Origin of the sequence: Nocardioides sp. BE266, assembly GCF_031457855.1 — a bacterium.
GTDB lineage: Bacteria > Actinomycetota > Actinomycetes > Propionibacteriales > Nocardioidaceae > Nocardioides.
This window is the reverse complement of the sequence record NZ_JAURTI010000001.1, coordinates 517,977-532,949: the sequence shown is the minus strand read 5'-3', so window position 1 is coordinate 532,949 and position 14,973 is coordinate 517,977. Positions and strand designations below refer to the sequence as shown.

At 72.1% G+C, this 14,973-nt stretch carries 13 protein-coding genes; 5 read left to right on the top strand and 8 right to left on the bottom strand.

What is annotated here, in order from left to right; genetic code table 11:
• Positions 1 to 30: 30 nt before the first annotated feature.
• The 5 genes from J2X46_RS02610 to J2X46_RS02590 form a co-directional block, all read right to left on the bottom strand.
• Complete coding sequence (locus J2X46_RS02610; RefSeq protein ID WP_310246546.1) at positions 31 to 1,032, bottom strand: aldo/keto reductase; 1,002 nt, start codon at positions 1,030 to 1,032, stop codon at positions 31 to 33.
• Between the two features lie 44 nt (positions 1,033 to 1,076).
• Complete coding sequence (locus J2X46_RS02605) at positions 1,077 to 1,451, bottom strand: MerR family transcriptional regulator (protein WP_310246544.1); 375 nt, start codon at positions 1,449 to 1,451, stop codon at positions 1,077 to 1,079.
• A gap of 47 nt (positions 1,452 to 1,498) precedes the next feature.
• Positions 1,499 to 2,308, bottom strand: a complete 810-nt coding sequence (locus J2X46_RS02600) for an NAD(P)-dependent oxidoreductase (protein WP_310246541.1) — start codon at positions 2,306 to 2,308, stop codon at positions 1,499 to 1,501.
• A gap of 16 nt (positions 2,309 to 2,324) precedes the next feature.
• Positions 2,325 to 3,128: a purine-nucleoside phosphorylase gene (locus J2X46_RS02595; protein WP_310246539.1), complete on the bottom strand. Its 804-nt coding sequence runs from the start codon at positions 3,126 to 3,128 to the stop codon at positions 2,325 to 2,327.
• 164 nt (positions 3,129 to 3,292) lie between these two features.
• Entirely contained in the window at positions 3,293 to 3,745 is a 453-nt protein-coding gene (locus J2X46_RS02590) for a gamma-glutamylcyclotransferase (protein WP_310246538.1), read from the bottom strand.
• Between the two features lie 67 nt (positions 3,746 to 3,812).
• Between J2X46_RS02590 and lpdA the strand changes: the two genes are divergently transcribed.
• A complete protein-coding gene (gene lpdA / locus J2X46_RS02585) occupies positions 3,813 to 5,228 on the top strand; it encodes a dihydrolipoyl dehydrogenase (protein ID WP_310246535.1) in 1,416 nt (471 codons plus the stop codon).
• A gap of 104 nt (positions 5,229 to 5,332) precedes the next feature.
• Positions 5,333 to 6,721, top strand: coding sequence for an NAD(P)H-quinone dehydrogenase (locus J2X46_RS02580; RefSeq protein WP_310246533.1), 1,389 nt, complete (start codon positions 5,333 to 5,335; stop codon positions 6,719 to 6,721).
• A 9-nt stretch (positions 6,722 to 6,730) separates the two neighbouring features.
• Here J2X46_RS02580 and J2X46_RS02575 read toward each other — a convergent pair whose 3' ends face one another.
• Positions 6,731 to 7,381 (bottom strand): hypothetical protein, encoded by a 651-nt coding sequence (locus tag J2X46_RS02575; protein WP_310246531.1) that lies wholly within the window; start codon positions 7,379 to 7,381, stop codon positions 6,731 to 6,733.
• A 122-nt stretch (positions 7,382 to 7,503) separates the two neighbouring features.
• Here J2X46_RS02575 and J2X46_RS02570 point away from each other — a divergent pair, with 122 nt between their 5' ends.
• Genes J2X46_RS02570 through J2X46_RS02560 form a run of 3 tightly spaced genes read left to right on the top strand, consistent with a single transcriptional unit; the run spans position 7,504 to position 10,535 of the window.
• Entirely contained in the window at positions 7,504 to 8,724 is a 1,221-nt protein-coding gene (locus tag J2X46_RS02570) for a SpoIID/LytB domain-containing protein (protein ID WP_310246529.1), read from the top strand.
• On the top strand, positions 8,721 to 9,647 hold the full coding sequence (locus tag J2X46_RS02565; RefSeq protein ID WP_310246527.1) for an SGNH/GDSL hydrolase family protein: 927 nt from the start codon (positions 8,721 to 8,723) through the stop codon (positions 9,645 to 9,647). The genes J2X46_RS02570 and J2X46_RS02565 overlap by 4 nt, the downstream gene beginning before the upstream one ends.
• Positions 9,648 to 9,665: 18 nt before the next feature.
• The gene (locus J2X46_RS02560; protein ID WP_310246524.1) at positions 9,666 to 10,535 is read left to right on the top strand and encodes an alpha/beta hydrolase; all 870 of its coding nucleotides are present in this window, start codon (positions 9,666 to 9,668) and stop codon (positions 10,533 to 10,535) included.
• A gap of 4 nt (positions 10,536 to 10,539) precedes the next feature.
• Here the strand turns inward: J2X46_RS02560 and J2X46_RS02555 are convergent, their stop codons facing one another.
• Both J2X46_RS02555 and J2X46_RS02550 read right to left on the bottom strand, forming a co-directional pair.
• Positions 10,540 to 13,944 (bottom strand): pyruvate carboxylase, encoded by a 3,405-nt coding sequence (locus J2X46_RS02555; RefSeq protein ID WP_310246520.1) that lies wholly within the window; start codon positions 13,942 to 13,944, stop codon positions 10,540 to 10,542.
• A gap of 55 nt (positions 13,945 to 13,999) precedes the next feature.
• Entirely contained in the window at positions 14,000 to 14,941 is a 942-nt protein-coding gene (locus J2X46_RS02550; RefSeq protein WP_310246517.1) for an NAD-dependent epimerase/dehydratase family protein, read from the bottom strand.
• Positions 14,942 to 14,973 lie beyond the last annotated feature (32 nt).

Genomic DNA, 14,973 nt, shown 5'->3' with positions numbered 1-14,973 from the left:
GATCCCGGGCCGACCCCCGCGGTGATCGACTCAGGAGTCGATCGAGGCCATGCTGCCGTAGCGGTCGCCCTGGACCGCGTCGCGCGGGACGGCCTGCTCGAGGGCGGTCAGGTCGTCGGCCGAGAGCTCGACGTCGACGGCGCCGACGTTCTCGTCGAGGTACTTCACGCGCTTGGTGCCGGGGATCGGGGCGACGTCCTGGCCCTGGGCGAGCACCCAGGCGAGCGCGAGCTGGCCGGGCGTGCAGCCCTTGGCCGCGGCGAGCTCGCGCACCTTGCCGACCAGCACGAGGTTGGCGTCGAGGGCCTCGCCCTGGAAGCGCGGGAAGTACTCCGAGCGGCGGCGGTCGGCCTCGCCGTCGGCGCCGGTGTCGGCGCTGATCGCACCGGTCAGCAGGCCGCGGCCGAGCGGGGAGTACGGCACCAGGCCGATCCCGAGCTCGCGGATCGTGGGCAGGATCTCGTCCTCGAGGTCGCGGGTGAAGAGCGAGTACTCCGTCTGGAGCGCGGTGATCGGGTGCACGGCGTGGGCCTTGCGGATCGTCGCGGCCGAGGCCTCGGACAGGCCGAGGTGGCGGACCTTGCCGGCCTCGACGAGCTCCTTCATCGCCCCGACGGTCTCCTCGATCGGGACGGTCTTGTCGACGCGGTGCTGGTAGTAGAGGTCGATGTGGTCGACGCCGAGGCGCTGGAGCGAGTCGTCGCAGGCCTTGCGGACGTAGTCGGGCGACCCGTTGATGCCGACCATGGTGCCGTCGGGCAGGCGCTCGTTCCCGAACTTGGTGGCGAGCTGGACCTCGTCGCGGCGACCCGCGATGGCCTTGCCGACGAGCTTTTCGTTCGTGAACGGGCCGTACATGTCGGCGGTGTCGAGGAACGTCACGCCGAGGTCGAGCGCGCGGTGGATGGTGTCGGTGCCGCCCTGCTCGTCGGGCGTCCCGTAGAACTCCGACATCCCCATGCAGCCGAGGCCGAGGGCGCTGACCGTGAGGGAGGAGGTGGTGCCGAGCGTGCGGTGCTGGATCTGTGTCATGCCCTCCACCATTCGCCTTGGAGTGCGCTCGAAGTCAAGCCCCGTCACTCCGCCGGGGTGAGCTTCCCCTCGTAGAGCGCGATCTTGTAGTCGATGGCGCGCAGGTGGGAGGTGACCTCGGCCAGCTGGCGCTCGACGACCTCGCGGTGGGCCAGCAGCAGCGCCAGCCGCTCCGCCTCGTTGCCGTCGCCTTCGCGCACCAGGGCGGCATAGCGTCGTACGTCGCGGATGGGCATGCCGGTGGACCGCAGCCGGGTCACCATCTCGATCCAGCGGAGGTCGTCGTCGGTGTAGCGGCGGTGTCCGGAGGACGCGCGCTCGACCGAGTGGAGCAGCAGCCCGTCGCGCTCGTAGTAGCGCAGCGTGTGGGCGGTGAGCCCGGTCTGCTCGGCGGCCTCGGCGATGCTCAGGCTGGTCATCCGACCAGTGTCCGACTTGGAGTGCGCTCCAAGTCAAGCGTGGGCGGTCAGTCGCCGAGCGCCGGCCGATGGAACTCCGCCGTCGCGAACGGTCCGCCGACGAACTCCGCCTCGGCCTCGTCCTCGGGGCGCGCCGCGATCCGGTCGGCGAACTCCTCGGCGTCGTCGAGCGGCTCGTAGCCGAGGCGGCGGCCGGGCTCGAGGTCCCACCAGCCGCGGGTGTTGGCGCTGATGCCGTAGAGGACGGCGAAGCCCGGGGCCGGGGTGGTCAGCGCGGCCTCGACCATGCGCACCCCGTCGTCGTACGACAACCAGGTGGCGAGCGCACGCACGGTGGTCGGCTCCTCCAGGAAGGAGCCGATGCGGCAGGAGACCGCGTCGATGCCGTGGCGGTCGGCGAAGAGCTGCATCAGCGCCTCGGCCGCGACCTTGGCGACGCCGTAGTAGGTGTCGGGGCGCGGCCGGGCGTGCTCGGTGAGCTCGCCGGCGGACCGGGGCGTGCGACCTACCGCGTGGTTGGAGGAGGCGTAGACCAGGCGCGGCACCCGGTGGGCGACCATCGCGTCGAGCAGTGCGGCCGTGGTGATGACGTGGGAGGTGAGCTCGCCCGGCAGCGAGACCTCCTCGGGGAGGCCGGCGAGGTGGACCACCGCGTCGAGCCTGCCCCCGGTGGACAGAGCCTCGAAGACCGCTGCGACGGCGTCGGCGTCGGCGCAGTCGGCCTCGTGCCACGGGAAGCTCGTCCCCTCGGGCGCGGGCACCAGGTCGAGGCCGACCACGTCGTGCCCGCGGTCGGCGAGGCCGACGGTGATCACGCGGCCGAGGCTGCCGGCGGCGCCGGAGACGAGGACCCGCATCAGACCCGTGCTCCGCTCAGATCTTGGCGACGACCTGGCTGAGCAGGCCGCCCATCCGGCTGGCAGCGGCCTTGCCGGCCTCGAGGACCTCCGCGTGGTTGAGCGGTTCGCCGCTCAGTCCGGCGGCGAGGTTGGTGACCAGGCTGATGCCGAGGATCTCCATGCCCGCCTCGCGCGCGGCGATCGCCTCGAGCGTGGTGCTCATCCCGACGAGGTGGCCGCCGAGGATGCCGGCCATCCGGACCTCGGCGGGGGTCTCGTAGTGGGGACCGGGGAACTGGACGTAGACGCCCTCGTCGAGGGTCTCGTCGACCTCCTTGCACAGCGCGCGCAGGCGGGGGCTGTAGAGGTCGGTCAGGTCGACGAAGTTGGCGCCGACGATCGGGCTCGTGCCGGTGAGGTTGATGTGGTCGGAGATCAGCACCGGCTGGCCGGGCTGCCAGCCCTGCTTGAGCCCGCCGCAGCCGTTGGTCAGCACGATCGCCGAGCAGCCGGCGGCGGCCGCGGTGCGGATCGGGTGGACCACCGTGGCGACGCCCTTCCCCTCGTAGAAGTGGGTGCGCGAGAGGAAGACGAGGAGGTTCTTGTCACCGCTGCGGATCGAGCGGATCTTGCCGCTGTGCCCGGCGACCGCGGCGGCGCTGAAGCCCGGCAGGTCTGTGGTGTCGATCTCGGCGGTCGCCTCGCCCAGCGCGTCGACGGCCGGCAGCCAGCCGGAGCCGAGCACCAGGGCGATGTCGTGGCGCTCCACGCCGGTCAGCTCGGCGAGCTTCGCGGCGGCGGAGGTGGCGGCTTCGTACGGCGTCTGGGTCTCGGTCACGGGCGAACTCTAGACCCGGGCGCGCCCGACCACGACGTCCGCCGCCGACCCCTGCCCGACGGCGAACGCCGTGTACAGGTTCAACGCGCGAGTGCGACTTAGGTCACACCGTGCCCCCGCAGGGGTGGAGCGGGTCGCCCTGTCAGAGGCCCGTCAGAGGCCCGTCAGAGGCCCGTCGAGCGGCACGCCCGGCGGCGCAGCGCGGCGACGTAGTCCTCGGGCGCGCCGGCCGCGTCGGCGGCGTCGGCGAGGACACCGAGGTAGGACGCGGAGGGCAGGCCGCCCTCGTAGGCGTCGAGGACATAGGTCCACACGACCATCTCGCCGGTCATCGTTTGCACCCGCACCTTGGTCTTGCGGTAGAGCCCGCTGTCGGCGGCCTCCCAGCCGTCGAGGGCGCGCTCGTCCTCGGGCGTGACGTCGTACACCGCCACGAAGACCTGCTCGAAGGGGTCCTGGACGAGCGTCGACAGAGCGCCGTCCCAGCCGTGCTCCTCGCCACCGAAGGTGAGCCGCCAGCCGGTGAGCCAGCCGGTGGACTGGAGGATCGAGTGGGGGCAGCGCTCACTCATCCGGGCGGGATCGAGGTTCGTCCCGTAGGCGGCGTAGAGCGTCACGGGCCACACGATATCGAGCCTCGACCTCGGGTGTCGGCGCCGTGGCCCGGACAACTAGGCTGGGCCCGTGACCGACACGCACTTCGACACCCTCGTCCTCGGCGCCGGCCCCGGTGGCTACGTCGCCGCCATCCGCGCAGCACAGCTCGGCCAGAAGGTGGCCGTGGTGGAGGAGAAGTACTGGGGAGGTGTCTGCCTCAACGTCGGCTGCATCCCCTCCAAGGCCCTGCTGAAGAACGCCGAGCTGGCGCACACGCTCCAGCACGAGAAGGCGAAGTTCGGCATCGAGGGCGACGCCACCATGGCCTTCGGCCCGACGCACAAGCGCAGCCGCGACGTGAGCGCCGGCATCGTCAAGGGCGTCCACTTCCTGATGAAGAAGAACAAGATCACCGAGATCGACGGCTGGGGCACCCTCGTGAGCCGCAACGACGTCGACGTGAAGGACAAGGACGGGCAGACGACCCGCTACACCTTCGACAACCTGATCATCGCCGCCGGCGCGAAGGTGCGCCTGGTGCCCGGCGTCGAGCTGAGCGAGAACGTCGTCACCTACGAGGAGCAGATCCTCACCGACCAGCTCCCGAGCTCGATCGTCATCGGCGGCTCCGGCGCGATCGGCGTCGAGTTCGCCTACGTGATGGCCAACTTCGGCGTCGACGTCACGATCGTGGAGTTCCTCGACCGGATGGTCCCGACCGAGGACGCCGACATCTCCAAGGAGCTCGCCAAGCACTACAAGAAGCTCGGCGTGAAGGTGCTGACCTCCACCGCCGTGAAGGGCGTCGAGGACACCGGCTCGGGCGTCAAGGTCACCGTCGCCCCGGCCGGCGGTGCCAGTGATGGGCAGAGCGAGCAGGTGCTCGAGGCCGACAAGTTCCTGGCCGCCTTCGGCTTCGCCCCGCGCATCGACGGCTACGGCCTCGAGGCCGTCGGCGTGGCGGTCTCCGAGCGTGGTGCGATCGAGATCGACGACTACATGCGCACCAACGTGCCGGGCGTCTACGCCATCGGCGACTGCACCGGCAAGATGATGCTCGCCCACGTCGCCGAGGCGATGGGCATCGTCGCCGCGGAGACCATCAACGGCGCCGAGACCATGCCGATCGACTACGACATGATCCCGCGCGCCACCTACTGCATGCCGCAGATCGGCTCCTTCGGCTACAGCGAGGCGCAGGCCAAGGAGAAGGGGTACGACGTCAAGACCGCGTCGTTCCCGTTCACCGCCAACGGCAAGGCGATGGGTCTCGGCGAGGCCGTCGGCTTCGTGAAGGTCGTCGCCGACGCCGAGCACAACGAGATCATCGGCGCCCACATGATCGGCCCCGACGTGACCGAGCTGCTCCCGGTGCTCACGCTGGCCCAGAAGTGGGACCTCACCGCCGACGAGGTCGGCCGCAACGTGTTCGCGCACCCGACGCTGACCGAGGCGGTCAAGGAGGCCATCCACGGCATCTCCGGCCACATGATCAACCTGTGACGGGCAGCCGAGCGCGAGGCACGAGCGCTCGGCGTGGGCCCGGCCAGGTCGAGTAGGCGGTTCGCCGTATCGAGACCCACATCTCCATCAAGAAGCAGAGGCTCATGGATCACATCGTCATCGTCGGCGGCGGACCGGGCGGCTACGAGGCGGCGCACGTCGCCGCGCAGCTCGGCGCCGAGGTCACGATCGTCGACACCGACGGTGTCGGCGGCTCCGCGGTCCTCACCGACTGCGTGCCCAGCAAGACGCTGATCGCGACGTCGGAGCTGATGACCGACATGGCGGCGGCGCAGGAGCTCGGGGTCAACTTCCGCGACCACGAGGGCGACGCCGCCACCTCGATCGTGGTCGACCTGGCCCGCGTCAACGCCCGCGTCAAGCAGCTCGCGACCGACCAGTCGACCGACATCGCCGCCCGCCTCGACCGCGACGGCGTACGCGTCCTCAAGGGGCGTGGCCGGCTCGGGCCCGACCTCACGGTCGTAGCCGCCACCGACGCCGGCGAGGAGACGCTGCAGGCCGACGCGATCATCGTCGCGACCGGCGCCGCGCCGCGCACGCTGCCCAGCGCGCAGCCGGACGGCGAGCGGATCCTCACCTGGGAGCAGGTCTACGACCTGACCGAGGTGCCCGAGAAGCTGATCGTGGTCGGCTCGGGCGTGACGGGCGCGGAGTTCGCCAGCGCCTACCTCTCGCTCGGCATCGACGTCACGCTCGTGAGCAGCCGCGACCGGGTGCTTCCCGGCGAGGACGCCGACGCGTCGGCGGTGCTCGAGGAGGTGCTCACCCGGCGCGGGATGAACGTGCTCGGCAAGTCGCGGATGCAGTCGGTGACCCGCGAGGGCGACGAGGTGACGGTGACGCTGACCGACGGCCGTACGGTCACCGGCAGCCACTGCATCCTCGCGCTCGGCTCGATCCCCAACACCGCCGACCTCGGCCTCGAGGACGCCGGGGTGGCCACCGACGACGGCGGCTTCATCACTGTCGACCGGGTCTCGCGCACCACCGCACGCGGGGTGTACGCCGCCGGCGACTGCACGGGCGTGCTCATGCTCGCCTCGGTCGCGGCGATGCAGGGACGCATCGCGATGTGGCACTTCCTCGGCGACGCGGTCGCGCCGCTCGACCTCAAGAAGGTCTCCTCCAACGTCTTCACCTCACCCGAGATCGCCACGGTCGGCTGGTCGCAGCAGGCCGTCGACGCCGGCGAGATCACCGCCGAGGTCGTCATGCTCCCGCTGGCCGGCAACGCCCGGGCCAAGATGCAGGGCGTGCGTGACGGCTTCGTGAAGCTCTTCTGCCGCCCCGGCACCGGCATCGTGGTCGGGGGAGTGGTCGTCGGGCCGCGCGCCTCCGAGCTGATCCACCCGGTCTCGATCGCGGTGGCAGAGTCGCTCACGGCCGACCAGCTGGCCCACGCGTTCACCGTCTACCCGTCGATGAGCGGGTCGGTCGCCGAGGCCGCCCGCCGCCTGCACCGCGTCTGAGGCGCCGGCTCAGATGTAGCCGGCACCGCCCGCGTTGCGGGCGCTGATCTCGGCGGCCGCCTGGTCGACCACCCGACGCGCGCCGTCGCCGTGCTGGCCCTGCGTGACCGCGGCGCGGGCCCGCTTCGTCACGGCGGCAACGCCGCCGGTCTCGTGCCAGGGCGCCCAGCGGTCGCCGACCCGGACCATCCGGACCAGCGGCTCCTCGCCGGCTGCCAGCCGACGCGCGTCGGCCGCGCACACGGGGATGGAGCGTGCCGTGCCGCCCGGCGGCGCCCACTCGACGTCCTGCCTCGACGGACCGTGCTGGGGGTTGAAGAAGCAGGGCTCGCGGCGCTCGGGGAGCGGCTCGCCGTCGCGGACCGCGAGCACGGCGGCGCGGTGGTAGCGGGCGTCGGCGACGACCTGCTCGATCGCGAGGACGTCGGCGGCGGTCTCGCTGTCGGCCAGCGCGCGCGTGGCCCGGTCGTAGTGCTCGAGGGCGCGTCGGTAGTGGTCGCGGGCGACCGGGTCGAGGTCGTCGGCGAGGGTGTCGACGTGCAGCTCGGCGACCTGCTCGCCGAGGACCGTGACGTCCTCGTCCATGATCCGGCGCGCGACGCGCCACGCGTCCTTTGCGGCGAGCTCTTCCTCGCGGCGCCGTGCTCGTCCCCCGAACATGCCCGCAGTCTCGCACGCTCGCACGCCCTTCTCCCGGGATCGCCGGTCCGGGTCCGGACGTCATCGACCGCCTGTACGCTCGGTGGTTCTGCTCGTTCGATCCTCGGGGGAGAGCCACCGACATGACCCGTTCCCGCATCCTGCTCGCGCTCGTCCTGAGCGCGCTGCTGCTGCCGGTGCTGCCCGCGGACGCCGCTGCGCCGCGCAAGAAGGTCGAGACGTGGGCCACGCCCGGCTCCACCGCGATCACGGTGACCGGCCACGGCTTCGGCCACGGCCACGGCCTCTCCCAGTACGGCGCCCAGGGCGCCGCGCTCCAGGGGCTGACGTGGCAGCAGATCGACGAGTTCTACTACCCCGGCACGACGTGGGGCGCGATCACCGGCAAGATCCGGGTGCTGATCACCGCCGACACCGGCCGAGACGTCCAGGTGGTCACCCAGCGCGGCATCAAGGTCACCAGCCTCGAGCGGCACCGCACGTGGCGGGTGCCGCCGATCGCGGCCCGCAAGTGGCGGCTGGTCGCGCAAGGCCCGGACACCCTCGTGCAGTACACCAAGGGCCCGCGCTGGCGGACGTGGAAGAAGGTCCCCGGCGAGGCCGAGTTCTCCTCCGTCACCGGCCTGCTGACCCTCGTGGCACCGGGCGGGCGCCACGACTACCGCGGCACCCTCCAGTCGGTCGCCCCTCGCGCCGGGGCGAAGCGCCAGACGGTCAACCGGCTCTCGATGGAGGCCTACCTGCGCGGCGTCGTGCCCCAGGAGGTGCCGGCGGTGTGGGAGCCCGCCGCGGTGAGCGCCCAGTCGGTCGCCGCCCGCACCTACGCGGCCTTCGAGCGCTCACACCCCTCCGCGCCCCACTACGACCTCTGTGACACCAGCCTGTGCCAGGTCTACGGCGGTGCCGACGTCGAGCACCCCGCCGCCGACGCCGCGATCAAGGCGACGGCCAAGCAGGGCCTGCACTACGACGGCCGTCCCGCGTTCACCCAGTTCTCCGCCAGCAACGGCGGCTTCTCCTCGGCCGGCTCGGTGCCCTACCTCGTGGCGCAGGCCGACCCCTACGACGGCGTCGCCAACCCCAAGTACTCCACCTGGACCGCGACCATCGACGACACGCAGGTCGAGAAGCACTGGCCGGCCATCGGCGACCTGACCAGCATCGAGGTCACCACGCGCGACGGCAACGGCGACTGGGGCGGCCGGGTCACCGACATGGCCTTCATCGGCACCACCGGCACGGCGCGCGTCGACGGCGCCACCGTCCGCTCCACCTTCGGGCTCTACTCCGACTGGTTCACCTTCGCCGTCACGCCGCGGCAGAAGGGGCCGGCGCGCCAGTGAGGGGTGCTGTGCTGCTGGCCGCGCTGGCCCTGCCCCTTGTCATGACCGGCTGCGAGGGCGGGCAGGCCGCCGACGGCGGCTCCAGCCTGCCCGACCCGGTCATCGAGACCGAGGTGACCACCGACATCGACTACGTCGCACTCGGTGACTCGTTCTCCGCGGGCCCGTTCATCGGCACGATGCGCACCGACCCCACCGGTTGCGCCCGCTCCAAGGACAACTACCCGGCGTTCCTGGCCGACTGGCTCGACGTCGCGAGCTACACCGACGTCTCCTGCTCCGCCGCTACCACCGCCGACCTCTATGCCCGGATGCGGATGTTCGACGGCAACACCACGCGCCCGCAGCTCGACGCCGTCTCGGCCGACACCGACCTGGTCACCCTCGGCATCGGCGGCAACGACTTCGCCATCTACGACTCGCTGATCCGCTGCCAGGACGGCGCCGCGTGCCCGGTCGACGACCTGGAGGCCGACGCCCGCAAGGTCGCGGGGCGCGTCGAGAAGGCGGTGCGCAACATCCTGGAGATCGCGCCGGACGCCAAGGTGCTGGTCGTCGGCTACCCCGACATCCTCCCGACCGAGGGCACCTGCGCGGCCGTCGGCGCCTCGCCCGACCTGCTCGGCCCCGTCACCGACGTGGCGGGCGTGCTCAACGACTCGCTCGAGAAGGGCGCGACGGCGGCAGGGGCGTCGTACGTCGACATGGAGGCCGTGTCGGAGGGGCACGACGTGTGCGCCAAGGGCAGGGCCTGGGTCAACGGACCGCGGTTCCGGGCTGGGATCGCCGCGCCGTTCCACCCGAAGATCAACGGCATGCGGGCCGTGGCCGCCGAGGTCTTCCGGCAGATCACCGGCCAGGAGCCGGAGGTCACGGACTACGCCGAGCCCGATCCCGACGCCCTGGTGCTCAACCAGCCCTGAGCGGAGCACACTGGGGCCATGAGGGCCTGGGCGTGCGCAGTGGCGGTCGTGCTGCTGGCGAGCGGGTGCACCTCGGCGGGGTCGGACAGCGCCGACCCGCCGGCCTCCGAGAGCCCGGCGCCGACCTCGGAGCCCGCCACGTCCGAGACTGCGGCCGACCCGGCCGGCCTGCACCTCGACTGCGCGGGGGAGGGTGGTCCCGCGATCGTGCTCGTCGCCGGGCTGAACACGTCGGGTGGCACGTTCGCCGACCTCCGCGACCGGCTGGCGGAGGGCACCACGGCGTGCTTCTACGACCGCGCGGGCATCGGGCTGAGCCCGCCGCTCGCGAAGAACGACCCGGACCCGTCACCCGGCTCGGCGGCGGCCGACCTGCGCAAGACGCTGTCGGCGGCGGGCGTCGAGCCGCCCTACGTCGTGCTCGGCTGGTCCTACGGCGGGCTGGTCGCCCAGGCCTACGCGAAGGACTTCCCCGACGACCTCGCCGGACTGGTGCTCGAGGACCCGTCGGTGCGCGAGCAGTTCGTCGCCGGGCCGCTCAACGACCGGGGATTCATGTGGCGGGAGGGCGGCCGCACGATCCACAAGGAGGTCGTCGCCGAGGAGCTCGCCGGGCTCGACCTCGGCGACCTGCCGGTCGCGGTGATCAGCCAGGACTCGAAGGAGTCGTGGATCGGCCCCTGGTACCGCGCCCACGACCGGCTGGCGCGCGCCACCACCGACGGCATCCACGCGATCGGGCTCGGCTCCGGTCACGCCATGCACGACGACGTGCCGGGTTTCGTGGCCCGCGCCGTGCAGACCGTCTGGTCGGCCGCCTCCGCGGGCACGCCCCTGCCCGCCTGCCGCGCGGTCTTCGCGACCGCAGGGGGCAGGTGCAGGGTCTAGCCGGTCAGCCGATCACCAGCACCAGGTCGCCACCCTCGGCGGCCTTGGTGGACGGGATCACGAGCCGCTGGACCGTGCCGGAGACGGGGGCGGTGATCGAGGCCTCCATCTTCATCGCCTCGATCGTCGCCACGGTCTGGCCGGCCTCGACCGCGTCGCCCTCGGCGACGGTCACGGTCACCGCGCCGTCGTACGGCGCCGCGACGTGGCCCGGCGTCTTCGGGTCGGCCCTCTCGGCGGAGGCGGCGTCGGCGGAGATGCCGCGGTCGCGGACCTGCACGGGGCGCAGCTGTCCGTCGACGGTCGCCAGCACGTTGCGGAAGCCGCGCTCGTCGGGGTCGCTGATCGCCTCGAGGCCGAAGAGCATCTCGCGTCCCTCGCGGACCCGGACGCGGTGCTCCTCGCCGCGGCGCAGGCCGTAGAGGTAGTCGATCGTCGAGACGCCGGACAGGTCGCCGTACTTCTCGCGGGACTCGTGGAAGGCCGCCGTCGGGCCGGGGAAGAGCAGCTCGTTGAGGGTGGCGCGGCGGTCGTTGCCGAGGCTGGCCTGCTGCTCCTCGGTGAGGGTCTCGACCGGCTGCTTCCAGGTCTTGCCGGCGAGCGCCTTGCTGCGGAACGGCTCGGGCCAGCCGCCGGGCGGGTCGCCCAGCTCGCCGTTGAGGAACCCGATCACCGAGTCCGGGACGTCGTACGACGCCGGGTCGGCCTCGAACGCCGTCGGGTCGGCGTTGGCCGCAACCAGGGCGAGCGCGAGGTCGCCGACGACCTTGGACGACGGGGTCACCTTCACCACGTTGCCGAGGATGTCGTTGGCGGCGGCGTACATGTCCTCGACCTGCTCGAACCGCTCGCCGAGGCCGAGCGCGATCGCCTGCTGGCGCAGGTTGGAGAGCTGGCCGCCGGGGATCTCGTGACGGTAGACGCGGCCCGTGGGCGCGGGCAGCCCCGACTCGAACGGCGCGTAGACGCGGCGCACGGCCTCCCAGTAGGGCTCGATCGCGTTGACCGCGGCGAGCGAGAGACCCGTCTCGCGCTCGGAGTGGTCGGTCGCGGAGACGAGCGCGGAGAGCGCGGGCTGCGACGTGCCGCCGGCCATCGAGGCGGAGGCGGCGTCGACGGCGTCGACCCCGGCGTCGATGGCCGCGAGCAGCGTGGCGAGCTGGCCACCAGGGGTGTCGTGGGTGTGGAGGTGTACGGGCAGCTCGAACCGCTCGCGCAGCGCCGTCACGAGGGTGCGGGCGGCGGGCGCGCGGAGCAGCCCGGCCATGTCCTTGATCGCCAGCACGTGGGCGCCGGCCTCGACGATCTGGTCGGCGAGGCGGAGGTAGTAGTCGAGCGTGTAGAGCTTCTCATCGGGCGAGGAGAGGTCGCCGGTGTAGCAGAGCGCGACCTCGGCGACCGACGTGCCGGTAGAGCGGACCGCGTCGATGGCCGGACGCATCTGGGAGACGTCGTTGAGGGCGTCGAAGATGCGGAAGACGTCGATGCCGGTCTCGGCCGCCTCCTGGACGAAGGCCTCGGTTACCTCGGTCGGGTAGGGCGTGTAGCCGACGGTGTTGCGTCCGCGGAGCAGCATCTGGAGGCCGATGTTGGGGATCGCCTCGCGCAGGGCGGCCAGCCGCTCCCACGGGTCCTCGTTGAGGAAGCGCAGCGCGACGTCGTACGTCGCCCCGCCCCAGCACTCCACGGACCACAGCTGCGGCGTCGTGCGGGCGACGTGGTCGGCGACCGCGAGCAGGTCGCGGGTGCGGACCCGGGTGGCGAGCAGCGACTGGTGGGCGTCGCGGAAGGTGGTCTCGGTGACCGCGACGTTCTTCTGCGCGCGCAGGCGGCGGGCGAACTCCTCGGGGCCGATCTCGCGCAGCAGCTGGCGGGTGCCGTCGGGCACCGGCTGCGAGCGGTCGAGCTCCGCGAGCTTGCTGACCGGGGTCACCGTGACCGGCGCGGCGCCGTGCGGCTGGTTGACGGTGACGTCGGCGAGGAACTCCAGCAGGCGGGTCGCCCGGTCGCCACCGACCTGGGCCTTGAGCAGCTGCGGGTGGTCCTCGATGAACGAGGTGGTGACGCCGCCGGCCGCGAAGTCGGGGTCGGCGAGCACGGCCTGCAGGAAGCCGACGTTGGTGGAGACGCCGCGGATGCGGAACTCCAGCAGGGCGCGGCGCGCCTTCTGCACGGCGGCCTCGAACGTGCGACCGCGACAGGTGAGCTTGGCGAGCATCGAGTCGAAGTGGGGGCTGATCTCCGCGCCGGTGTAGGTCGTGCCGCCGTCGAGGCGCACGCCGGGACCGCCGGGGGAGCGGTACATCGTGATCTTGCCGGTGTCGGGCCGGAAGCCGTTGGCGGGGTCCTCGGTGGTGATGCGGCACTGGAGCGCGAAGCCGCGCGGGGCGACGGAGTCCTGGGTGAGCTCGAGGTCGGCGAGCGTGGCGCCGGCGGCGATGCGCATCTGCGACTGCACGAGGTCGACGCCGGTGACCTCCTCGGTCACGGTGTGCTCGACCTGGATGCGGGGGTTCATCTCGATGAAGACGTACTTGCCGGACGGGTCGAGGAGGAACTCGACGGTGCCGGCGTTCTTGTAGCTGATCTCGCGGGCGAAGCGCACCGCGTCGGCGCAGATGCGGTCTCGGAGCTCGGGGTCGAGGTTCGGTGCCGGGGCGATCTCGACGACCTTCTGGTGGCGGCGCTGCACCGAGCAGTCGCGCTCGTAGAGGTGGATCACGCCGTCGTCGGTGCCGGTCCCGTCGGACAGGATCTGCACCTCGATGTGGCGCGGGTCGACGACGGCCTGCTCGATGAAGACGGTCGGGTCGCCGAAGGCGCCCTCGGCCTCGCGCATGCAAGCCTCGATGGCCTCGCGCAGGGCGGCGCCCCCGTCTTCTGTCAGCGGAGTGTCGACGCGACGCATGCCGCGCCCGCCGCCACCGGCGACGGCCTTCACGAAGAGCGGTGCCTCGATGGCCTCAGCGGCCTTCAGCAGCTCCTCGACGTCGGTCGACGGCGGCACCGATTCCAGCACCGGTACGCCGGCGGCCTTGGCCGCCGCGATCGCCCGCGCCTTGTTGCCCGTCAGGGTGAGCACCTCGGCGCTGGGGCCGATGAAGGTGATGCCGGCGGCAGCGCACGCCTCGGCGAGCGCGGGGTTCTCCGAGAGGAAGCCGTAGCCGGGGTAGACGGCGTCAGCACCGCACTCGACGGCGACCTTCACGATCGCCTCGGGGTCGAGGTAGGCCCGGACCGGGTGGCCGACCTCACCGATCTGGTAGGCCTCCTCGGCCTTCATCCGGTGCTCGGACCCTCGGTCCTCGTGGGGGAAGACGGCCACCGTGCGCGCGCCGATCTCGCGCGCGGCACGGAAGGCCCGGACTGCGATCTCGCCGCGGTTGGCGACGAGCACCTTGGAGAACATGGGCCGCAACCTATCGAGTGACGCGTGTGACCTGGGTTACTCGTCCGTACGCCGGTCACGCGGCGGCGGCGTGCTGCTGCTCCCGCCACCAGGCGACGGTCGCGCCGAGACCGTCGGAGATCGGTGTGGGGGCGAGGCCGAGGCGCTGCTCGCTGGCGCTCGAGTCGAGCACGAAGGGCGCCGTGAACATGTACGACGTCTCCGCCAGCTCGCGCATCTCCCGCGAGACCACGCCCGAGGCGCGCAGGACCCACGGCGGGATCGACGACACCTTCGGCACCGAGACGCCGGCCGTCTGCGCCGTCAGCTCCACCAGTCGACGCTGGGTGACGGCAGGCGCGGTCGGGGCGTGGAGGAACGAGTTCCAGAGGTCCCCGCGGGCCGCCGCGGTGATCATCGCCTTCGCCAGGTCGGGGACGTAGGTGAACGCGTGCGGCTGGTCGGGGCTTCCGAGCACCCGCATGGTCTTCCCGGCGAGCACCGTCGGCACCATCCGCTCACCGGCGTGGGCGTTGCGGACCAGCGGCCCGTAGAAGTCGGACGCCGCGACGCTCACGGTCGGGGTCGCCGAGGCCTCGCGCTGGGCGAGCAGCTCCGTTCGGACCCCGAGCTTGCCGGCGCTGGCGTTGCGGGGCGTGGCCTCGGTCATCGGACCGTCGACCGGGCCGTAGGAGTAGAGGCTCTCGGGGAAGACGACCACCGCGCCGACCGGGCCGGCGGCCTCGAGGACGGCGAGCTCGGCCTTCGGGAGCTCCGCGCGCCAGACCCTGGCGGCGTACGCCGACCCGTGGATGCAGTGGTGCACGGCAACCGCTCCGTCGAAGGCCTCGGTGAGGGCCCCGGGCTGGGAGACGTCGACCTTGCGACGCTCGATGAGCGGGTGGACCGGGCCGCTGCCCGAGCGGGTCAGCAGGCGGACCTGCTCGCCCGCCTCGGCGAGCTGGAGGGCGACGGTCGAGCCGACGGGACCGGCTCCGGTGACGACGTGGACAGACATGTGATCTCCTGAGGTGAAGTGAGAGCAGTGCT